This is a genomic window from Fluviicoccus sp. (assembly GCF_030646115.1).
Classification (GTDB): Bacteria; Pseudomonadota; Gammaproteobacteria; order Pseudomonadales; family Moraxellaceae; genus Fluviicoccus.
Map to the genome: position 1 here is coordinate 108,679 of NZ_JAUSMX010000014.1, position 21,162 is coordinate 129,840.

The following is a 21,162-nucleotide window of genomic DNA, read 5'->3' on the forward strand; positions in this document are numbered from 1 at the left end:
AGTTGTGGATGTAAATCATTCTGATTACACTTGCACAACAATTGCTCACGGGAGGGGATGACATGAAAAAGAAAGTCTGGGGGATAGCCGCTATCGCGGTGGTTGGCGTGACCGCCGGAGTCCATTTCCTGACCCTGCCGCCGCCGCCGCCGGAAGTGCCGCCGGTTCCTTCCGTCATTCCGCTGCCTGCGGTTCCGGCCCTGACGGCCTATGACCTGCCCACGGGCCTTGTCCCGGTGTCGGCCGAACCCTATCGCTCCACCAACCGCAGTGTGTCCATCGAGGACTTGGTCAGCCGCAACCTCGGCACAGGCGTCTACACCGGTACGCCGTACTGGAAGCAGCGTGAGCAATGGTTCAAGGATCATTTCTATGACACCCTGGCCGCCCGCAAGGTATGGCCGGAAGGCAAGTCGCCCGACACCCACAAGCGCGGCGACCCTGTCACCTGGGGCTTTGAAGCCATTCCCCAATATGTGCCGCCGCCCTGCAACCAGCCGCAGCCCACCGGTTATGACGCCGAAGGCTGCCGTTATGTGTCCGGCCTGTTCAAGGATGTGGAGGCCAAGGACCCCGCCAAGGCGCTGGCCATGCGCGAACAGGCCCGTCGCGGGCGTGACGTCTGGTTCAAGGGCACCTTCGGCAACCAGGATGAAAACACCCTGCACCAGACCCGTATTGTCGGCAAGGAACAGATGTATTACCCGTGGCTGGACACCCGTACCCGTGACCAGCGCTTCACCAAGTGGGGGCTGATCAACGACCCCGACTGCGTGCAGGGCGATGCCTCCACCAACTGGTACGACAAGTGCCAGGACCCGCATTCTTCCGGCGTGCTGGGTTACCGCAAGTATTACGCCGATTCGGTGAAGGATGCGGCGGGCAAGGTGGTTTACGATCCGCGCACCGCCGCCTATGACGCCACCGAGATCAAGCTCAACAAGCGTTATGTGATTGGCCATCCCTGTGTGCAGTGCCACGTCGCCTTCGACCCGACCAACCCCCCGGTCAACCCCAACCAGCCGAAGTGGGAGAACCTGAGCGCCACCATCGGCAACCAGCATATCCGCCAGCCGCTGGCTTTCTTTCAGGGCGCGCCGTCGTCGTCGCCGGCCAACCAGATAGTCATGGGCGGCCGCCTCGGCACCATCGACACCTCGCTGGTGGCTTCGGACTGGATGCATAACCCCGGCACCCAGAACAACATCATGGATTTCCACAACAAACGCCTGTTTGTTCAGGAAATGAAAGACCCGGTTACCGGCAAGATCAGCAAGGCCCAGACCCGCCATGTGCTGAAAGGCGGCGAGGACAGTGTCGGCGAGCATCTGGCGCTGATCCGCGTCTACATCAACATCGGCATGTGTACGGAAGAGTGCTGGACCCCGAACTTCCCGTATCCCGGCCAGTTGTTGGGCCGCGGCACCAAGCAAAGTCCGATGCGCATCATGCAGTGCGCCGCCAAGTGCGACCCCTGGAACTATGCTGACGCCAAGATGGACGATCTGGCGGCGTTCCTGATCACGGGCGGGCCCACCTACCTGATGGCCGCCAAGGACAATGCCGGGACTGCCGGTCCGCAGTTTGTCGATACCAAGGTTGTGGCGCAGGGGCGCAAGATCTTTGCCGCCGAATGCGCCGGATGCCACAGTTCCAAGATGGCCCCTGACAACATCCGCGCCGACAAGAAGGCCCTGGCCAAGTTTTATGAAGGCCATGTCTTTGGCAAGGAAGATTACTGGCAGCTTGAGTTCAGCGATGCCGAGCGCAACTCCCCGGAATTCATTGGCAAGTACCTGAAAAAAGACGAAAGCGGCAAGTTGCGCCCGGTGCAGTTTGCCGAGAAGGGCGTGTTCGGCCAGGACTGGCTGGGCAACGACGAGCGCACTCCTTACAACATCGTCGGCACCAACAAATGCCGGGCGCTGCACGACAACCACAGCAAAGGACACATCTTTGAAGAGTTTTCCTCGGAAACCTACAAGAACTCCCCGGCCGTGACATCCGACAAGCGCGTCTTCAACCGGCTGATCCCTTGGCTGGGCGGCAAAACCTTCGGCGAACGCAAGATCGACGGCGGCTCCGGCTACCTGCGCAACATCTCGCTGTTGTCGGTGTGGGCCACCGCCCCGTTCCTGCACAACAACGCCGTGGGTGAAGTCACCTTCCTCAAGGACGGCTCCCCGGACTTCAGCATCGCCGGCCGCATCAAGCAGTTTGAAATGGCCTACGACGAACTGATGACCTCGGACGACCCCAAGGCCAAAGTGCATCGCCCGCAGAAAACCACCACTCTTCAGGAAGACATGGTCGTCACCCCGCGTGAAGACATGCAGGGCTTCCCGAAGATCACCCTGAAGAAGGGTACCCCGGTAGCCTACGCTGCCTCCGCCGACCCGCACAACGCCCTGTTCATGAAGTGCGACGACCTGGTGGAAAACAAAGGCCACCAGTTCGGCGTCGACCTCACCAAGGAAGAAAAATACGCCCTGCGTGAGTTCCTGAAGTTGATGTAAACGGAGTAGGGAGCGCGAATAAGCGCGCTCCCTACTTTTTCAGTAATAAGACATTATGGTCAAATAAATCAGACGCCTAGTAAAACATTTAAAAGTAAAAACGAAATACAAAATACACCCCGTCCGCCGAAACTGTCCGAGCCACACGCACGAAAGCGAAGCCGAGGAATCGGCATCCGAAAACAGTGAACGAACGGTTCGCGAGTTTTGAGGCGGACACGGTTTTGCTTACTTTTGCCAAGACAAAAGTAAGGCCCGCGGCAGGCGGATGCCGAAAGTTCCAGAGATCCCCTGAATGCGCCAGCCCACACGCAAGCACCTAACCATCACCGTGATCGCAACCCTGATCGCCATCACGGCTTGGGTGTTGCTGCGCCAACCAGCCTCCACCACATCCATCACCGAACTGGCCAAAACCGCCCCATTACATGCCCAGACCCTGTCTGAAAAACTCATCCCCGAAACCGACCTGCCACCCCCCGGCACCCGTTCCCTGTTCGACCACCTCATCGTCCAGAACGACGGCCTGCCATACCCTTTCGAAAAACTGATCGCCCTGCTGCAAAAGCAGCACCCCGAAGGACAAACCCCGGTTTCCCTGCTGATCCCCCACGGACGCTCACTGCTGAAAGGGCAGGCCGACGACGCCCGCCCGCGCATTGTCGTCGCCGCGGACTACCAGACCGGCAATACCCCGGTCGCCCTGGGAACCGCCCCCCAAGGCCAACTCTTCCTGGGCTTTGTCGAAAACGCCAAGGAAATCGAAGTGCTGAGCTACAACGAAGCCGCCGGCCGCTTCGAGTTCCAGTTGGTGCAGAACTACTGCGAAGGCTGTGTCCCGCGCATTGTTTATGCCCGCCGCGCCATCTGCACCACCTGCCATCAGGGCGCCACCCCCATTTTCTCGCAACGCCCTTGGAACGAAACCAACGGCCAGCAAGCCACGGCCAATGCCATTGCTGCCGCCCGTGGCGACAAGCCCTATCACAGCGTACCGGTGCGCCAGCCGCTTTCCATGCCGGAGCGCTACGACCAGCTGACCGATGTCGGCAATTTCCTCAAGGCCACCCAGAAGCTGTGGCTGGAAGGATGTGGTGCGGAAGGGGCCGAGTGCCGTCGGCAGATGTTGTCGCTGGCGCTGTTGTATGCCGATAACCCCGGTGGGTTTGACGCCAAAAGCGCCGAAGCCGACCGGTTGCGCCAGTTGCAGGCCGCATCTTTCCCCAAGGACGGCGTGACAGTGCCGGAATCCGACATCCATAACCGTGACCCCATTGGCGAGAAACAGGGCTTTAAAGGCTGGCTGAGTTCGCTGGTGACGCGGGATATCCGTTTTGGCGAAGGGGCGAAGGACAACGAGGATTTGGGGCAGTTCGACAAATTGCCGCCCCTGGCCGTGGATGTTGATCCGCTGACCCTGCGTGCGCCCAAGCAGGTACTGAAAGCCACCGATATTGATGGCGTCTATGGCGTAGCCGGTTTCTTTACCGAAGCCGACATCAAGACCCTGGGCGAACAATACGGTTTTGACATCCGCAAACTGCGCGCCAAAGTCGCGGCCTTGCCCCCGGAAACCTTTGCCGCCCGGCCGCTGTCGCGGGTGGCGATGATGAATGCGTTGCTGGACAAGCCCCGGCAATATTGCTGCCTGAAAACCGACGAAATGTCGCCGCCGGTGGCTTCCGGCGTGCCGCCGCTGAAAATTGTCAGGAACCTGCAATTGAAACCTTATGAGGAGCATTGTTTCGCTTGTCATCGCGGCAACCCGGCCAAACGGCTGGACTTCATGAACGGCGAGAACGAAGATGCTGTTCTGGCCAACCTGCAGGCCAAGAAAGAAATCCGTGACGCCCTGGATTGGGAACGTTATGAAGGCACGGACAAGGCTTCCAAGCTGATGCCGCCACGTGATTCGGTGCAGTACCCGAAACTGAAGAAAGCCGGGCCGGAATTCCGCCAGAAAATGCGGGAGACAGTGCCGGGGATGTTTGATTTCTAAATGAAATATTGGGGTGCACGCCGTGTTCCCCTAAGCAGATATAACAAGACGAGGTTTTGCCATGCGCCTGTTGCCTGTTGCGCTTTCAGCGGTGATGTTCTGCGGCTTGCTGCCGTCCGCCCATGCCATGCCGGCCTTTGCCCGCGCCTACAAGCAGCAATACGGTTACATGCCGTCCTGCAACGCCTGTCATACCGAAGGCGGCGGCACAGCAGTCAATGGTTTCGGCAAGGCCTTCAAGGAGGCCGGCAAGACAGATGCCGCCTTCGCCCGGATCGCCAATACCGACAGTGACGGAGATGGCGCCGCCAATGCAGCCGAAGCGCAGGCCAAAACCAACCCCGGCGACAAGAATTCCACCTTGAAGCAGCCCGGTAACTGGCTGGACATGGCCAGCCTGATTCCCAAGGAAGTGCAGGCGCGTTTCCCCGGCATCCTGACCTGGATGCCGCGTGACGCCATCCTTACCCCGGCCGATATCGCCACCGCCAAGTCCATGGGAGCCACCCTCAGCGCCGCCGACGAAAACACCATCTACGTCCCGGTCAAGGATCAGCGCCCGGCCGGCACCGCGCTGATTTTTCCGGTCACCTTCCAGGGCAAGACCGGATTCCTGCTGATGACCACCGACCGTACCCTGAAGATTACCGGAGTTTCGGTGCTGCATGCCGACAAGCTGCCCGCGGCCAAGAGCAGCAAGATCTACGCCTCGTTCAACGGCCAGCAGGCACAGGCTGTCGCCGCACCGCAGGGCAAGGACCTCGATGCCGCCATCACCACCGCCGTCAAGAATGCCGGTGTCTTGCTCTATGTCCGGTTGAAGGGAGCCTGACCATGAGCCTGTGGCGATACCGCTGGTGGCTGTTGCCGGTGCTGCTGTTGACGGCGCAGGCCTGGGGCGCGGAAGAGGGTTTTGATTTCTTCAGCGACAAGCCCATCCCCGAGGCGCAATTGGTGCATGTGGAGCCGCCCAAGCCGGAATGGATGACGATAGGCGGCCCCATCGCCTTGCTGGCGTTCTTTTTCACGTTCTGCTTCATCGTGCGTTGGCTGATCCCGTTTCGTGAAACCGCCTTACGTTTTGATTTGCATGACTTGCCGGTCGCGGCGCAGCGCGGCATTGGCATGGCGGTGATCCTGTTCGGCATCGCCTTTTGTTTTGGCGGGCTGGAAATCCAGTACCAGATGGGCTTGCACGGCAGTGCAGAGGCCTATTTTCACCAGATGGGCCTGGGCAAACTGATTGCTTTTACCCATGCGCACCTGTTCGGGTTCACCACCAGTTTTTTTATCATCGGCATCCCGTTCTCCATGCACTTCAACCGTCTGAAGTTCTATCAATGGGTGTTTCCGGTGGGTCTGGCGGCCTCGCTGACGGATATCATCTCCTGGTGGGGCATCAAGTATGTTTCCGCCAATTTCGAATACATCACCTGGTGGTGCGGCATGGTGTTCAGCGTCTGTTACCTGTGGATGCTGATCGGCCTGGTTCGGGTCTTGTTCTTTCCGCGAGTCAAATGGTTGCCGGACTTCATCAATGAGGATCGCCAGAAGCATTGGGATGAAGAACACAGGAAATAGCGCGCGTAGGTCGGGCTTCAGCCCGACAACACTCTTCGATCGAAGGGAATTGTCGGGCTGAAGCCCGACCTAGTGTGCCCAGCATGGGCCAATACTTGTTACCTGTAAGGAGGTAACCGGAAGGAGTGACAACAACCGTAGCGAAACGCAAGGGGGAAGCCGCGAGGCCATCCTGAAAGCAGCGCGTAGCAAAGGCACGACCGCAGGAACACGAACAGACAGCGAGGCCGGATGCGGGCGATGAGTGCGCTAGGGAGCACGAAATCCGACCGTCACCGAAAGACGCATCAGGTAGAGTCTGGCGGCACGGGCCGAAAGTATTGGCACCTTACCTGGGGAGATCTGCCGCGTGAGAGCGTGGCAGAAGTCAGCAGAGGCCGTAGTAGTGTTGAAACGCCGTAACGGGCGCGGAGCGAAGGGCCGAAGAACCTGTAACACCCACTGAGACCTCCGGCGGGGTCGGCGCGGAGTGGCCTGAAACAGCCGGAAGCAGCCGCGTGCGGCAGGCTGTCCGGACTGGCGGTTGATGAAGATCCGGGTGGATTCCCGGATGGACAAAGACAGCAGGCGGCGAGCGGGCTCCCCGGGCGGGCAAGGAGAGGAGACGTGTTGAACGAAAGACTGATGGAGGAAGTCCTGTCGCGGGAGAACCTCCGGAGCGCCTACCGGGCGGTGATCCGCAACAAGGGTGCCCCGGGGGTGGACGGACAGACGGTGGAAGCCGTCGGGCCGCACCTGAAGGTGCACTGGCCCGGCATTGAAGCCAAGCTGTATGCAGGCGAGTACCAACCGGCGCTCGTCAAAGGGGTACGGATACCGAAGCCGACTGGCGGCGAACGGCTGCTGGGGATACCGACGGTTCAGGATCGGATCATCCAGCAAGCGGTTCAGCAGAGATTGAGTCTGATCTTTGAGCCGCAATTCAGTGAGCACAGCTACGGATTCAGACCGGGGCGGAGCGCCCTCGACGCAGTGAGGGCCGCGCAAGCCTACGTGCGGGAAGGGAAGAGCTGGGTCGTGGACATCGACATCAGCGCCTTCTTTGACCACGTCAACCACGACATCCTGATGGAGCGGCTGGCGCGGACAGTACGGGACAAGCGCGTGTTGAAGCTGATTGGCCGCTACCTGCGCGCAGGGATGCGGGTTGACGGGCAGGTGATGAAACGCCAGTCCGGCACACCGCAAGGCGGCCCGCTCAGCCCGCTGCTGGCGAACATCTATCTGGATGCGCTGGACAAGGAACTGGAAAGCCGTGAACTGAGCTTCTGTCGCTACGCGGACGATGTGAACATTTATGTGAGCAGCGAACGGAGTGCAGAGCGGGTGCTGGAAAGCATCAGTGCGTGGATCAACAAGCACTTGAAGCTGAAGGTCAACCCGGACAAGAGCGGGAGTGGCCCCCCGGGAAACCGGAAGTTCCTCGGCTTCAGCATTCAGGAGGATGGGTCGCTCCACATAGCGGAATCCAGTCTCGAACGGTACAAGGATCAGGTCAGGACGTGCTGGCGTGCCTGTCAGGGTCTGACCGGGAAGGAGTTGGTGCTGAGGTGGCAACGCTACATCCGGGGTTGGAGCAACTACTTCGGGATAGCGGAGACGCGGATGACCGGACTGTCGGGATGGACGCGCCGGCATATGCGGAAATTCTTCTGGCTGCGCTGGCACAACCGGAAAGGGCGACTGCGTCACCTGACGCGCTTGGGGGTTTCCCGGAGGTTATGCGGCCGGGTGGACTTCAGCGCAGGGGCATGGCGAGCGGCCCGCCACCCGGCGATGCACACGGCGTTGAGCAACGAGACACTGCGTCGGCAGGGACTGTGGACGCCATCAGACTTCGCGGTGGCGTAAGCTGCCGGGTTCAACCGCCGGATGCGGAAAACCGCACGTCCGGTGGTGTGGGAGGGGTAATGGGCGCAATCCCGTTACCTCGACCCGATCAATCGGCTATGATGCCGCTCCTTTTCCCCGAAATACCGTTTTCATGAAACTGATCCTGGCCCCCATGCAGGGCCTCACCGACGTGTACATGCGCGATCTGCTGACCCGGATTGCCGGTCCTGACGGCTATGACTGGTGTGTCAGCGAGTTCATGCGCGTCACCGATCGCCTGCTGCCCGCCCGCACCATTTACCACCTTTGCCCGGAATTGCTGACCGGCAGCCGCACCGCTGCCGGAACCCCGGTGCATGTGCAACTGCTGGGCAGCGAGCCGTCAGTATTGGCCGAGAACGCGGCGCGGGTGGCCGAACTGGGCGCCGCCGGTATTGATCTTAATTTCGGCTGCCCGGCCAAAACCGTGAACTTCCATCGGGGCGGGGCCATTTTGCTGGAAGAGCCGGAAACCGTGCATGCCATTGTCGCAGCAGTCCGTCGAGCGGTTCCGGCTGAGATTCCGGTCAGCGCCAAGATGCGCTTGGGCGTGAATGACCGTTCGCGCATGCTGGAGAATGCCCAGGGCATCGAGGATGCCGGGGCCAGTTGGTTGACCGTACATGGCCGAACCAAAATGGATGGCTACCGTCCGCCGGCCTATTGGGATGCCATTGGCGAAATCCGCCAGGCCGTGCGGCTGAATGTGATCGCCAATGGCGACATTATTGGGGAAGCAGAGGCGGAGGCTTGTCGTCAGCAGTCAGGATGTGCGGACCTGATGCTGGGCCGGGGCGCGGTGACCCGGCCGGATCTGGTGTGCCGGTTGAAGGGCATCGAATTGATGCTGGATTGGCCACGGCTGCTGGAACTGCAACTGGAGTTTTTGGGGCAAATGCGTTTGGCGTCCGAGCATCCGGTGTTGCCGGATGGCGTCAGCAAGTGGACCGAAGGCGGGGCGGTGGGGCGTTACAAGCAATGGCTGGGCATGTTGACGCTGGGATATGCCGAGGCTGTGCCATTGTTTGACCGGGTGAAACGGGTAAAGGGACTGGAGGAGATTCGCGGCATCTTGCAGGCGGAAATCCAGAACAGCCAAGCATCGGGTTTATAGAATATAAGGCATGCAAAAGGGCGGCTCACGCCGCCCTTAAGGATTTACTTCCGTAGTAGCCCATGCTCACTCATCGGTCTGAGCACACTCACTCAGCTTGGTGTCCAGCGTGCAACGGACTTTTTTCAGGATCTTCATCATCCGCGCATCATAGAAGCCGTCCTTTGTCATCTGGATGCGGGTGCTGTTCAGGAAGTCCTCAACCGCCTTCAACTGCGCGGCATCCTGCTCAATCCAGTACTTGCCCGGAATATCCTTGTCCTGGTGGTCAATACTGATGAAGAACTGGTTCAGTAGGTCCTCCAGGAATTGCGCCGACATGGAGCGGAAAGCGGCCACGCGGGCATCCACATCATCGGTCTTCTTGCTGATCAAATCGCGGTTAATCACCAGCACGGCGCTCAACTGGCCCATGGGGGACTTGAAGATGCCGCCTTTCTCGCCCATGCCCTGACCCAACTGGAAGGGATGGTAGGCAACAGCGGGAGAGAGGATGGCGTCGGCTTCCCCTTTGTTAAAGGGTTTGGCGAAACCGCTCAGCGACTCAGGAACAGCGGTGGCGCCCATCTTGCCCACCAGCGTATTCAGCGACTTGTCCCAGTTCAGGATCGCCACTTTCTTGCCGTTCATGCCGTCCAGGGTCTTCATGCTGCCATCACGCACAAACAGGTACTGTGCACCCAGCGGATAAGCGCCAATGGTCTGGTACGAACCGGTAATGGTGTAGGGTTCAATCTTCTTGTCCAGCAGGGTTTTCAGTACAACCCGCATGTGCTGGTAAGTGGGAATCGCGCCGGGCGCGTCCAGACTGCCCATGAAGCGGTTGAACTCGCGGGAGCGCAGGGTGGACATCACCGCGCCTTCGCACTGACCGGCCTTGAAGGCCTTGACCGCGTCCTCTTCTTCCGTGAAAACCTTCAGCGTGGCTTCAATGTTCCAGCGTTTCGCAATCAGCGCCAGATCCTGAGCACGGCCATAATATTCACCGTTGCGGCCTTGCATGTCGAAGAAGCAGATCGACATTTTCAGGGGTTTGGTGAAAGCGGTGGGCAGGCCTTGTGCGCCGGGTTTGATGTCCTTGGCCAAAGGCAGCAGGTCAGCCGCAAATGCCTGGGAGCCAGCGAGGAGCATGCCCAATTGGCAAGCGGTCAGCAGATTTTTCTTGAGCCGTGAATACATTTTTTTCATCCTGTGCCGGGCCCTGTCGGGGCCTGTGATGTTGTAAGCGCGTGTTGTTGTGTTTTGTGCTGCACGATTTTGTCAGCAACGGATGTTGCTGCCAAATCCATTCATGCGCTGATTATGGCACAGATGTTTGGGATTTTCCTGCGAAGTGTGATCGGTTGGACGTAATGGAAAAGGACGGTGCAGGAGGAGAAATCCGGGCATGAAAAAGGCGCTTGGGTAAGCGCCTTTTTCAAGAAAAATGGTGGGCGATACTGGGATCGAACCAGTGACCCCTACCGTGTGAAGGTAGTGCTCTCCCGCTGAGCTAATCGCCCGTCTTTCAACGAGGGGTGCATAATACCAGATTGCACCCCTTGATCAAGGGGGACGTGCGTTTACACGCCCCGACTGATCATTTTTTTATCGTTTGCGCCAGGAAATCGAACAGCGTATCCAGCGGAATGTGGCTGGTTTCACTGTCGCGACGGCCTTTGTACTCAATAAAGCCCTGATCCAGACCCTTCTCGCCCAGCACCAGGCGATGCGGAATGCCCATCAGCTCGCTGTCGGCAAACTTCACGCCGGGGCGCTCGTTACGGTCATCAAAGAACACGTCATAACCGGCGGCGGCCAATTGCCGGTACAGCTTCTCGCCTTCTTCCTGAATGCGCATCGATTTGGCCCAGTTCATCGGCACCAGTGCAATGTGGAAGGGGGCAATCGCGTCCGGCCAGATGATGCCGCTGTCGTCGTGGTTCTGCTCAATGGCGGAAGCCACCACGCGGGTGACGCCAATGCCGTAGCAGCCCATCGTCACCACGAACGGCTTGCCGTCTTCGCCCAGCACGCTGCAATTCAGCGCTTCGGAATACTTGGTGCCGAGCTGGAAAATATGGCCGACTTCGATGCCGCGCTTGATCTCCAGCGTGCCGTTGCCGTCGGGGGAGGGGTCACCTTCCACCACGTTGCGGATGTCGGCCACTTCCGGCTCCGGCAGGTCGCGGGCAAAGTTGACGCCGGCCAGGTGGAAGCCTTCCTTGTTGGCGCCGCAGACGAAATCACTCATCACGGCTACGGTGCGGTCTGCAATGACGCGCACCGCCTTGCTGACGCCCACCGGACCAATGAAGCCGGGTTTGCAGTTCAGGAACTCAACAATCTCGGCTTCGGTCGCCAGACGGTGATCTTTCAGCCCGGCCAGCTTGCCGGCCTTGATTTCATTGACTTCATGATCACCGCGCACCAGCAGCAGCGTGAAGTGCTTGACCACCGGGGCTTTTTCATCGGCCTGGGTTTCCGTCACCACGGCCACAGCCTTGACAGTGCGGCTGACGTCCAGGCCCAGCAGTGCGGCAACATCGGCACAGGCGGTCTGGGTCGGGGTGGACACTTCACGGAAATCTTCGGAGGCGGCTGCACGGGCGTGAGCCGGAGCCAGGGCTTCGGCCATCTCTATGTTGGCGGCGTATTCACTGCAATTGCTGAAGGCGATATCGTCTTCGCCGCTGGACGCGAGCACATGGAACTCGTGGGAGCCGGTGCCGCCGATGCTGCCGGTGTCAGCCTGCACCGGACGGAAATTCAGCCCCAGGCGGGTGAAGATACGGCAATAGGTGTCGTACATCACGTCATAGGTTTCTTGCAGGGAGGCTTGGTTGGCGTGGAAGGAATAGGCGTCCTTCATGATGAACTCACGCGAGCGCATGACGCCGAAACGTGGGCGGATTTCGTCGCGGAACTTGGTCTGAATTTGGTAGAAGTTCACCGGCAGCTGTTTGTACGAGCGCAATTCGTTGCGCGCCAGGTCGGTAATCACTTCTTCATGGGTGGGGCCCAGTACAAAGGGCGCGCCATGACGATCCTTGAAGCGCAGTAGTTCCGGACCATACTGCACATAACGGCCGGACTCTTCCCACAGTTCCACGGGCTGGGTCACGGGCATCAGCACTTCCAGGGCGTCAGCGCGGTTCATTTCCTCGCGGATAATGGCTTCCACCTTCTTCAACACGCGGTGGCCCAGCGGCAGCCAGTTATACAGGCCGGTGCCGACTTTGCGGATCATGCCCGCGCGCAGCATCAGCTGGTGGGAAATCACGACGGCGTCGCTGGGGGTTTCACGCAGGGTGGCAAGCAGGAATCGGCTGGCGCGCATATTCGGGTTCCAATAGAAAAAATGAGCAGGTGATACGGATGGCGCGATTGTACGGCGTACAGCCCCCCGGAGAAAACTGCTAATATGGCCGTCTTTCCCTGAAATGTCGCTGTCCCCCGGAAGCCTTCATGCCTGTAAAACCCCTGACCGTTGACCAGTTGTACAAACCCGCCCACGCCGAATCCCTGCCGGCGTCCACCCGCCGCGCCAAGGCCTTCAATGATTTCCTGGGTCAGGACCGCGCCCGCGAGGCGGTGCACATGGCGCTGGCCATGCCGCACGATGGCTACAATATCTTTGCTGTCGGCTCCAACGGTCTGGGCAAGCGCACCATGATCAAGCGCTTACTGCAGGAAATGGCGGAAGACATGCCGCCCGCCAGCGACTGGTGTTACCTCAATAACTTTGTCGATCCGCGCAAGCCCATGGCCCTGCAATTGCCGCCGGGCAAGGGCGCGTTGCTGCAAAAGGCGCTGGTGAAGCTGTGGCGCCAACTCAGCCGCGCCATTCTCACCACCTTCCAGCATGAGGCCTATCAGGGCCGTGTGGAGGGGCTGAAGGGGGAATTGTCTTCGGCCCAGCAGGAAGCCTTGCAGGATCTGGCGCTGGAAGGGGAAAAGCGCGGACTGAAGCTGGTGCTGCGCACGCCCGGCGGCCATGGCTTCTCGCCGGTGAATGACAAGGGCGAGGTGATGAACGTCGAGGAGTTTAACACCCTGCCCCAGGACGAACAGGACAAGCGCAAGAAAGCCATGGTCGACATGGAAGAGCGCATGCAGAAACTTGCCGACAAGCTGGGAAAACTGGAAGAAATCAATCGCGACCAGGTGCAAAAGCTGAACGAGGAGGTGGCGCTGGCCACGATCAAGCCCTTGTTCCAGCGGGTCTATGACCAGTTCAATGACCTCAAGCCGTTCACTGACTACCTCGACGCCTACCAGCAGGACGTGGTCGACAACATCGACCTGATCCTCAACGCCCATGATTCCGAGCAGGACGCGGTAGCCAGCGTCACCTCCGACAACGCCATTCCCTCGCGCTACCAGGTCAACGTGGTGGTGACGCACAACCCGAAGAAGGGCGCGCCGGTGGTGTTCGAGGACTTGCCCACGCACTATAACCTCATGGGACACGTGGAACAGGTAACGTACATGGGGACGGTCGCCACCGACTTTACCCTGATCCGTGCTGGTTCACTGCACCGCGCCAACGGCGGTTTCCTGATGCTGGAAGCCGAGCAGGTGTTGGAACAGCCTTATGCCTGGCAAGGGCTGAAACGGGCTTTGAAGTCGCGCGCCATCAAGCAGTCGTCGCTGGAACAGATGCTGACCCTGACCGGCACCATCTCGCTGGAGCCAGACCCCATTCCGCTGCACCTGAAAGTGGTTCTGCTGGGCGATCCGGAAACCTTCTACCTGTTGCAGGAATATGACCCGGAAATCCAGCAACTGTTCAAGATCCGCGCCGACTTTGCCGGTGTCATGCCGCGCAGCCTGGAGAACGAACAGCGCTACGGTCATTTCCTGGCGGATTGCGTCGCCAAGGAAAAACTGCTGCCTTTTGACCGCAGTGCGCTGATGAGCCTGATTGAGGAAAGCGCGCGCTCCGCCGATGATCAGCACAAGTTGTCGCTGCATGCCGCCAGTGTCGGCGACTTGCTGCGCGAGGCGCATTTTTGGGCCAAGTCAGAGGAGGCCAAGCAGGTGACCGCCCGTCATGTGCGCTTGGCGCTGGACGGTCAGGAGCGTCGTCGCGGCCAGTTGCGTGAATACTATCTGGAAGATATTGCCCACGGTACCCAGTTGCTGACCGTGGACGGCGGCGCAGTGGGCCAGATCAACGGCCTCACCGTCATCCATTACGCCGACAGTGAGTTCGGCATGCCGTCACGCATCACCGTCACCGTGCATCATGGCGGCGGTGAAGTGCTGGATATCGAGCGCACCGTGGACATGGGCGGCCCGCTGCATGCCAAGGGCGTGCTGATTTTCTCCAGCTACCTCAAGTCCCGTTTCGGCCGCGAACGACCGCTGCATTTCTCCGCCAGTATTGCTTTCGAGCAGAACTACGGCGGTGTGGATGGCGACAGCGCCACGCTGGCGGAACTGGTGGCCTTGGTGTCGGCCATTAGTGGCATCCCGGTGCTGCAGGGCATGGGCATTACCGGTTCCATGAACCAGGTGGGAGAGGTGCAGCCGATCGGTGGCATCAACGCCAAGATTGAAGGCTTTTTTGCCGCCTGCCAGCTCAAGGGCATCAGCGGCAAGCAGGGCGTGGTAATGCCGGTGCAGAACGTGCGCAACCTGATGCTGCGGCCGGACGTATTGGCGGCTGTCGATCAAGGGCAGTTCGTCATCTATGCCATCAGCAAGGCCGAGGAAGCTCTGGAATTGATGCTGGGCATGCCCATGGGGCAGCCGGACAGCAAGGGGCGTTATCCGGATGACAGTATCACCGGCCGGGTGCTGAAACAGTTGAAGCGCTGGCAGAAAGCCGAGCGTGACGACCACGGCGAGGGCGTCGGCAAGAAGAATAAGGGCAAGAAGAAGGGCGGCAAGAAAGGTTCGGATAAAGAGGCCGCTGCCTGATTCGTATGAATCCCCCTGGCTGCTATTCGCGGGGGGATTCATGCTGATATTCATATTATTTGCTAGTGAATGATTTGTATTTTTTGTAATTCGGTGTGGTTTTATATTATATGCTGACCGTAATTATTCTGTTGATGCTATGGTTAATCATTAATGGTTTTTTCTTGAATTAACTCCGGCTGTTTGTTATTTTCCTGTCCTGCCAAAACTCTTCAGACCTTGTCCAATAGCTGGATGGCTATCGATTGTTACAGGTTTGGGTTTCTGGCGCATGGTTTCAGGAGAGCCGCATGCAAGACACACATCTGTCCATGATGTCCACCCAGGCCGGTCAGCGATACGAAGAGCTTGGCCGAATCTCGGAAGTGATGAAGTCCGCGGTCAGTCTCTGGTTTTTCCGGTTTCCTGAGCCGGTTGAGCAGGCCTTCATCCGCAGGCGCGTGGAAGACAGCCAGATGATCATCCGTGTCGGCAGGCTTTATCTTTTGGTGATCGTGGGCTTGTTATTTCTGAAAAATATCCTGATGCACCAGGATTTATTGTCAGCCAATCATTATCAGTTGATTAAAACCGCTTATGTGCCTTTGGGACTGGCTGTTTGTGGAATCATTGTTGGTCATCGCATCCCGTTCATTAATCGGCATTTGTATGCCTTCATGATCATTTTTGGTGCGCTGGCAGTTTATGCCATTACTATTTCCGCCTTTCTCATTCATCAACCGCTCTTTGCAGGGATGGTTGCCATCTATGTGGCTGTCACCATTTCACTGGTCACATTCGGGCTTCGCATTGTCATTTATCACTATGCCCCATTGATGCTGTTGACTGGTGGTTTGGCCGTACTAACCGCCTTGTTGAATCATTGGCCGCTGAGCCCCATGCTGTTCCTGCATTATTATGTCCTCTTTTCGTTCGTGATGCTGGCGCTGGCGGCCATCACGGAGCGTCGTGAGCGCAAGGCATTCTTGCAGGGTCTGATGCTGGATATCCAGACAGATCGCCTGCAAACGCTGAATGAGCAGTTGGCGAAGCTGGCTCAGCATGACGGGCTTACCGGCCTTTATAATCGACGGGCCTTCGACACATTCCTGGAAAGGGAATGGGATCACGCACTGCGTGACCGCAAGACCTTATCTGTATTGTTTCTGGATGTGGATTTTTTCAAGCTCTATAACGATGCTCTCGGGCATTCTGCCGGCGATTTATGCCTTCAGAAAATCGCGCAGGCCCTGAGCAAAGCACTGCATCGTTCGATTGATATAGTGGCGCGTTATGGCGGAGAGGAGTTTGTTATACTGCTTCCTGGGACAGATGCGGCTGGGGCTGAGGAAATATCCCGTCGGATCATGGAAAGCATCCGCAGTACGGCCATACCGCATCCGCAATCAACGGTAGCGACTTCAGTGACTCTGTCTATTGGCATTTCAACCCGCGTTCCGCAGCCATCAGGAGTCGCCGGCAGTCTGGTTCGTGAAGCCGATATGGCCTTGTATCAAGCCAAAAACCAAGGACGCAACCGGTTCGTGTGTTTCCGGGATTAAGCAGTGCTTGGCTTAATCCGCCTTCGCCCCTTCAGAAACATATTCCAGTATTTCCTGCCAGTACTCCCAGTCGGTGTGTTCCTGATATTCAATATCCAGCGGGTAATGTTGGCGGCCGGCCAGCAACTGGTTCATCTGCTTGATGAAGCTGGGATAGCTCCTGGTGTAATAGCACCATTCCCGCTGTCCGTCGCCGGTAATGATATGCACCATGAAGTGTTCCACACCATCATCCAGCGGCTCCAGCAACTCCTCGAAAGCCTGCATTTCCTTCAGCAGATGCGCATCAGGCAATTCGTCATCAAAAATCCATTCAATGACGACAACCGTCGAAAACTCCTCCGGATCGGCGCCCTCAGGCGCATGTTGCCGCACACTGTAGATCTTTTTTGAGCCGTCCTCGTAATCCGCTGCTGCGGTCAGCCACTCTTGCTCCATCATCATTCTCCGGAAACCCTGCCTATTTCAGAAACCTTAGGCGAGTCCGGCGGAATTTGCACACTTAATTCAGGGTTATTGCGCCGGTGTTTCCATCGGGTATTGCTGCAGGTGCTGCTCGAAGCCCTCCAGCGTCATTTCACCCACGACACGGGCTTCAGTCCGTTCCTGACCATCCTGGAAAAACAGCACGGCGGGCGGCCCGAACAACTGGAAGCGCTTCAGTAAATCCCGCGAGGCAGGAGTGTTGTCGGTAATGTCAGCCCGCACCAGTTGCCAGTTCTGCAGTCGCGCCAGGGTTTCCGGGCGGGAGAAAATTTCCCGGTCCATGACTTTGCAGCTGACACACCAGTCGGCATAGAAATCCAGCAGCAGCGGTTGCCGGGCACTGCGGGATGTTTCCAGCAAGGCATCCAGTTCCATGCTGTTGCGGATGGTGCGGAATGCGGTGGCAGAAGACGGAGTTGCCGCTCCTTGCCCCAGATGCTGCAGCGGTTGCAGCGGGTTGGAGCCGCCGCTGGCTGCACCCGCCAGCAGGGCAGCCGCCCAGATCAGGCCGGTATAGGAGAGGGTGCGCCACACCACCCGCCATTTTCCGCCCCAAAGATTCAGCCAGAAGGCCGTACCAGCGCAGAGCACTGCCCACAGGAACAGGCTTGCCGGGCCGGGCAGCATGCGGTTCAGCAGGCTGATCGACACCCCCAGCAGCATCACGCCGAAAGCCTGCTTGACACGGTTCATCCACAAGCCGGACTTGGGCATGAAGCGGCCTTCACTGGCGCCCAGAATCATCAGCGGCGTGCTGAGCCCCAGCCCCAGCGCAAACAGGGCGGAAAAACCCATCACGACATTGCCCTGGGCGGACACCGTCAGCAGCACTCCGGCCAGCGGGGCGGAGACGCAGGGCGAAACCACCAGCGCTGAAAAGAAACCGATGACCATGGTTCCGGCATAGCTGCCGGCTTTGCCCTTGCGGCTGAGTGCATCCAGATGATGCTGCGCGGCGGATGGCAATTGCAGGTGGAACACATCGAAGCTGGCCAGTGCCAGCACCGCGAACAACAGGCTAAACACCACAAGCACCGCAGGATGCTGCAGCCACAGCGCCAGGTTGGCCTGCCCGCCGAATAACGAAATCAATGCCCCCAACGTGCCGTAACTGCAAGCGACACCGATACCGTAAGCCAACGCCAGCAGAAAGCCCTGCCGGGCGTTACCCGCATGCTGGCGCGCCACCAGCCCGGCGACAATGGGCAGCATGGGCAGCACACACGGCGTAAAAGCCAGCCCCAAACCCAGCACCCACAGCGTCAGCAAGGCCAGCAGCGGCCGGTCTGCCAGATTGAACTGATCGGGTACCGCCGGCGCCGGTGTAGGTATGATGCCTGGATCCTGGTTTTCGGCCGGAGCAGCGTCCGTCTGGCTGATGCCGGTATCCTCTTCCACGTCATAAGTAATGGTGGGCACGATGGTGGGGATGGGAATACTGACATCCTTTGGGGTAATGCGGATGTCCGGTGTGCGTGCGGAAGCGCTGACGGAAATCACCTGGGATTGCGGCGGATAACACAGCCCGGCCTCGGCGCATCCCTGCCAGCCTACCTGCACCTCGCCCTGACCGTTCAGGTGCAGGTTTACCAGCACATCGCTGTGATAGACCTGCACCCGGCCGAACTCGGCATCATCCTTCCATTCCGGTGGATGATTGAATCCGGCCTCACCGACAATGACATTGCCGCTCTTGACCTGAAACCGGAAACGGTCCTTGTACAGGTAGTAACCGGGCGCCACGACAAACTGCAAGGACAACGCATCGCCCTGCGGTTCCGCCAGCAGCCGGAAAGCTTGTTCAGCAGGCAGGAAGTCCCGCTCATTGCTTTTGATGCCTGTGAACGAAGGCAATGCGCCCCCGTCAAATCGTTTCAGCTCGGCCGCGCCGGCCACCGGGTAAAGCACTAGCCATGACAGGACAAGTATGATTAGCTGCAACACATGTTGTCTCAAGGAAAACTCCGGGAACCGACCATGAATGCCAATTTTATAAAATACGCCGTAATGGGGTTTGGCGCATTACTGCTTGTGTTAATCCTCAATCCGTTTGTCGTGATTGGCGCGGGTGAGCGCGGGGTGGTGATGAATTTCGGTGCGGTGCAGAAGGAAATCCTGGGGGAAGGCCTGCATCTGCGGGTGCCGATCATGCAGAAAGTCGTGATCATGAATGTCCAGGTTCAAAAAGGTGAAGGGCAGGGCGATGCCGCTTCCAAGGACTTGCAGCAGGTCACGACCAATGTCGCCATCAATTACCATCTGGACCCGTTAAAAGTGGCGCATGTTTACCAGACCATCGGTAACTTCGCGGCCGTGGGCGACCGCATGATCCTCCCGGCGGTTTCCGAGTCCGTCAAGGCCGCCACCGCCCAGTATACGGCGGAGGAGCTGATTTCAAAGCGTCAGGAGGTTCGCGAGAAAATCCGCAACCTGCTGCTGAACCGACTGGCTAATTACGGCGTCATTGTCGACGATTTCTCCATTGTTAATTTCGCCTTCTCCAAGGAGTTCAGCAACGCCATTGAGTCCAAGACCACGGCTGAGCAACTGAAGCTGAAAGCCGAGCGCGATCTGGAGCGTATCCGCATCGAATCCGAACAGAAAATGACGCAGGCCCGCGCCGAAGCCGAGGCGCTGCGCGTGCAAAAGGAAAATGTCACCGAAAACCTGATCAAGCTGCGCCAGATTGAAATGCAGCAGCGCGCCATTGAAAAGTGGGACGGCAAGTTGCCGCAAGTCACCGGCGGCGCCACGCCTTTCATTGATTTGCGGAATGCCCAGTAAGCGGAGTGGCGTTGGCGACGGACATTTCTGTCGTTTTAGAACATTGACCCGCTTCTGCGAATGAATCACATTATCGGGCAGTGATTTTCATGATGGCTTAACAGGGCTGAGACCCGGCAAGGACCCTCTTATGTGGCAAGAATTCCAGGCTAACATGTGGTTGTACATTTCCATTCCCTTCATCAGCGGTTTGATTGGCTACATCACCAAGGTGGTGGCCATCGAGATGATGTTTTCGCCGCTGGAGTTTATCGGGATCAAGCCGTTTTTCGGCTGGCAGGGCATTGTGCCGCGCAAGGCGGTGAAAATGGCGACCATCTCCGTAGAGTTGATGACCACGCGGCTGATTACCGCCGAGGAAATTTTTGCGCGCCTGGACCCCAAACGGATCGCCAAGGAAATTGAAGCGCCGATGACGGCGGCGGTTGAGGAGATCGTCTATGACGTGGCCCAGACCTACAAGCCGGGCTTGTGGGAGGCCATGCCGGATTTTGCGCGGTCGAAGATCGTGAAGAAAGTCCAGGCGGAAGCGCCTGCCGTGGTTGAGGCGGTGATGGCCGAGGTGCAGAAAGATGTCGGCAAGTATTTCGACATCAAGCACATGGTCATCAGCAACCTGTTGAAAGACAAACGGATGCTGAACGACATCTTCAAGAAGGTGGGGCGTCAGGAATTCAAGTTCTTCAGCAATGCGGGCTTTTACTTCGGCTTTGGCATCGGCCTGATCCAGATGGTCTGCTGGCTGATCTGGCACCAGGGCTGGATGCTGCCGGCCTTTGGCGGTTTCGTCGGCTTTTTCAGCGACTGGGCGGCCCTGCAAATGATGTTCCGGCCGCTGGAGCCCCGCAAGTACCTGGGAGTCACGGTGCAGGGGCTATTCCTGCGCCGTCAGCAGGAAGTGGCCCGTGACTATGCCGCCCTGATTTCCAAGGAGTTGCTGACCCCGGCCAACATGATCGAAGAGCTGTGTCGCGGTCCGTTGTCCGACCGCATCATGGACTTGCTGCACCGCCATGTCCGGTTGATGATCGACAACCAGTCCGGCATGGTCAAACCGCTGGTGGTGTATGCGGTCGGCACCCAGCAGTACATCGCCATGAAGTCGAATGTGGCCCAGAAGATCATGGCGCAACTGCCGGAAACCATGAAGCACATGGAGTCCTATGCCGAGGATGCCATGGATATCCGCAACACGCTGGTGGAGCGCATGCAGCGCCTGACTCCGACCGAGTTTGAGGGCATGCTGCGTCCGGCCTTCAAGGAAGACGAGTGGTCACTGATTGCCGTGGGCGCGGCGCTGGGTTTCATGGTCGGTGAATTGCAGGTGCAGTTCATGTTGCATTGAGGCAGCCGCCATGCAAA

General features: G+C 58.6%; 14 protein-coding genes and 1 tRNA gene. 10 read left to right on the top strand and 5 right to left on the bottom strand.

Annotated elements, in window-relative coordinates; all coding sequences use genetic code 11:
* Nucleotides 1–62: 62 nt before the first annotated feature.
* The 6 genes from Q7T36_RS09970 to Q7T36_RS09995 all read left to right on the top strand — a co-directional run bounded on the left by Q7T36_RS09970 (nucleotide 63) and on the right by Q7T36_RS09995 (nucleotide 9,082).
* Nucleotides 63–2,516: a hypothetical protein gene (locus Q7T36_RS09970; protein ID WP_304847444.1), complete on the top strand. Its 2,454-nt coding sequence runs from the start codon at nucleotides 63–65 to the stop codon at nucleotides 2,514–2,516.
* A 295-nt stretch (nucleotides 2,517–2,811) separates the two neighbouring features.
* Complete coding sequence (locus Q7T36_RS09975; protein WP_304847447.1) at nucleotides 2,812–4,515, top strand: hypothetical protein; 1,704 nt, start codon at nucleotides 2,812–2,814, stop codon at nucleotides 4,513–4,515.
* 61 nt (nucleotides 4,516–4,576) lie between these two features.
* Nucleotides 4,577–5,347 (top strand): hypothetical protein, encoded by a 771-nt coding sequence (locus Q7T36_RS09980; protein ID WP_304847449.1) that lies wholly within the window; start codon nucleotides 4,577–4,579, stop codon nucleotides 5,345–5,347.
* Nucleotides 5,348–5,349: 2 nt separating this feature from the next.
* A complete protein-coding gene (locus Q7T36_RS09985) occupies nucleotides 5,350–6,096 on the top strand; it encodes a hypothetical protein (RefSeq protein ID WP_304847452.1) in 747 nt (248 codons plus the stop codon).
* A gap of 606 nt (nucleotides 6,097–6,702) precedes the next feature.
* Nucleotides 6,703–7,947 (top strand): group II intron reverse transcriptase/maturase, encoded by a 1,245-nt coding sequence (ltrA, locus tag Q7T36_RS09990; protein WP_304847455.1) that lies wholly within the window; start codon nucleotides 6,703–6,705, stop codon nucleotides 7,945–7,947.
* 133 nt (nucleotides 7,948–8,080) lie between these two features.
* Nucleotides 8,081–9,082 carry a tRNA-dihydrouridine synthase gene (locus Q7T36_RS09995; protein ID WP_304847457.1) on the top strand — a complete coding sequence of 334 codons (1,002 nt, stop codon included), beginning with the start codon at nucleotides 8,081–8,083 and terminating at the stop codon, nucleotides 9,080–9,082.
* A 66-nt stretch (nucleotides 9,083–9,148) separates the two neighbouring features.
* On the opposite strand, the gene Q7T36_RS10000 is transcribed toward Q7T36_RS09995, so the two are convergent.
* The 3 genes from Q7T36_RS10000 to Q7T36_RS10010 form a co-directional block, all read right to left on the bottom strand.
* Nucleotides 9,149–10,261, bottom strand: a complete 1,113-nt coding sequence (locus tag Q7T36_RS10000; RefSeq protein ID WP_304847460.1) for a putative solute-binding protein — start codon at nucleotides 10,259–10,261, stop codon at nucleotides 9,149–9,151.
* Nucleotides 10,262–10,509: 248 nt separating this feature from the next.
* A tRNA-Val gene (locus Q7T36_RS10005) sits at nucleotides 10,510–10,584 on the bottom strand.
* Nucleotides 10,585–10,661: 77 nt separating this feature from the next.
* A complete protein-coding gene (locus Q7T36_RS10010; protein WP_304847464.1) occupies nucleotides 10,662–12,401 on the bottom strand; it encodes a proline--tRNA ligase in 1,740 nt (579 codons plus the stop codon).
* A 128-nt stretch (nucleotides 12,402–12,529) separates the two neighbouring features.
* Here Q7T36_RS10010 and Q7T36_RS10015 point away from each other — a divergent pair, with 128 nt between their 5' ends.
* Both Q7T36_RS10015 and Q7T36_RS10020 read left to right on the top strand, forming a co-directional pair.
* Entirely contained in the window at nucleotides 12,530–14,989 is a 2,460-nt protein-coding gene (locus tag Q7T36_RS10015) for a Lon protease family protein (protein ID WP_304847467.1), read from the top strand.
* Between the two features lie 290 nt (nucleotides 14,990–15,279).
* Nucleotides 15,280–16,530 carry a diguanylate cyclase gene (locus tag Q7T36_RS10020; protein ID WP_304847470.1) on the top strand — a complete coding sequence of 417 codons (1,251 nt, stop codon included), beginning with the start codon at nucleotides 15,280–15,282 and terminating at the stop codon, nucleotides 16,528–16,530.
* 12 nt (nucleotides 16,531–16,542) lie between these two features.
* Here Q7T36_RS10020 and Q7T36_RS10025 read toward each other — a convergent pair whose 3' ends face one another.
* On the bottom strand, nucleotides 16,543–16,974 hold the full coding sequence (locus Q7T36_RS10025; protein WP_304847473.1) for a DUF695 domain-containing protein: 432 nt from the start codon (nucleotides 16,972–16,974) through the stop codon (nucleotides 16,543–16,545).
* Between the two features lie 69 nt (nucleotides 16,975–17,043).
* On the bottom strand, nucleotides 17,044–18,972 hold the full coding sequence (gene dsbD / locus Q7T36_RS10030) for a protein-disulfide reductase DsbD (RefSeq protein ID WP_304847476.1): 1,929 nt from the start codon (nucleotides 18,970–18,972) through the stop codon (nucleotides 17,044–17,046).
* 21 nt (nucleotides 18,973–18,993) lie between these two features.
* Here dsbD and Q7T36_RS10035 point away from each other — a divergent pair, with 21 nt between their 5' ends.
* Complete coding sequence (locus Q7T36_RS10035; protein WP_304847479.1) at nucleotides 18,994–19,800, top strand: prohibitin family protein; 807 nt, start codon at nucleotides 18,994–18,996, stop codon at nucleotides 19,798–19,800.
* A gap of 130 nt (nucleotides 19,801–19,930) precedes the next feature.
* Nucleotides 19,931–21,145 carry a DUF445 domain-containing protein gene (locus Q7T36_RS10040; protein ID WP_304847482.1) on the top strand — a complete coding sequence of 405 codons (1,215 nt, stop codon included), beginning with the start codon at nucleotides 19,931–19,933 and terminating at the stop codon, nucleotides 21,143–21,145.
* Nucleotides 21,146–21,162 lie beyond the last annotated feature (17 nt).

Excerpts from the sequence above, each read along its gene's own strand:
- Q7T36_RS09970 (WP_304847444.1), top strand. The coding sequence starts at position 63 with ATGAAAAAGAAAGTCTGGGGGATAGCCGCTATCGCGGTGGTTGGCGTG.
- Q7T36_RS09975 (WP_304847447.1), top strand. The coding sequence starts at position 2,812 with ATGCGCCAGCCCACACGCAAGCACCTAACCATCACCGTGATCGCAACC.
- Q7T36_RS09980 (WP_304847449.1), top strand. The coding sequence starts at position 4,577 with ATGCGCCTGTTGCCTGTTGCGCTTTCAGCGGTGATGTTCTGCGGCTTG.
- Q7T36_RS09985 (WP_304847452.1), top strand. The coding sequence starts at position 5,350 with ATGAGCCTGTGGCGATACCGCTGGTGGCTGTTGCCGGTGCTGCTGTTG.
- Q7T36_RS09995 (WP_304847457.1), top strand. The coding sequence starts at position 8,081 with ATGAAACTGATCCTGGCCCCCATGCAGGGCCTCACCGACGTGTACATG.
- Q7T36_RS10000 (WP_304847460.1), bottom strand. The coding sequence starts at position 10,261 with ATGTATTCACGGCTCAAGAAAAATCTGCTGACCGCTTGCCAATTGGGC.
- Q7T36_RS10010 (WP_304847464.1), bottom strand. The coding sequence starts at position 12,401 with ATGCGCGCCAGCCGATTCCTGCTTGCCACCCTGCGTGAAACCCCCAGC.
- Q7T36_RS10015 (WP_304847467.1), top strand. The coding sequence starts at position 12,530 with ATGCCTGTAAAACCCCTGACCGTTGACCAGTTGTACAAACCCGCCCAC.
- Q7T36_RS10020 (WP_304847470.1), top strand. The coding sequence starts at position 15,280 with ATGCAAGACACACATCTGTCCATGATGTCCACCCAGGCCGGTCAGCGA.
- Q7T36_RS10025 (WP_304847473.1), bottom strand. The coding sequence starts at position 16,974 with ATGATGATGGAGCAAGAGTGGCTGACCGCAGCAGCGGATTACGAGGAC.
- Q7T36_RS10035 (WP_304847479.1), top strand. The coding sequence starts at position 18,994 with ATGAATGCCAATTTTATAAAATACGCCGTAATGGGGTTTGGCGCATTA.
- Q7T36_RS10040 (WP_304847482.1), top strand. The coding sequence starts at position 19,931 with ATGTGGCAAGAATTCCAGGCTAACATGTGGTTGTACATTTCCATTCCC.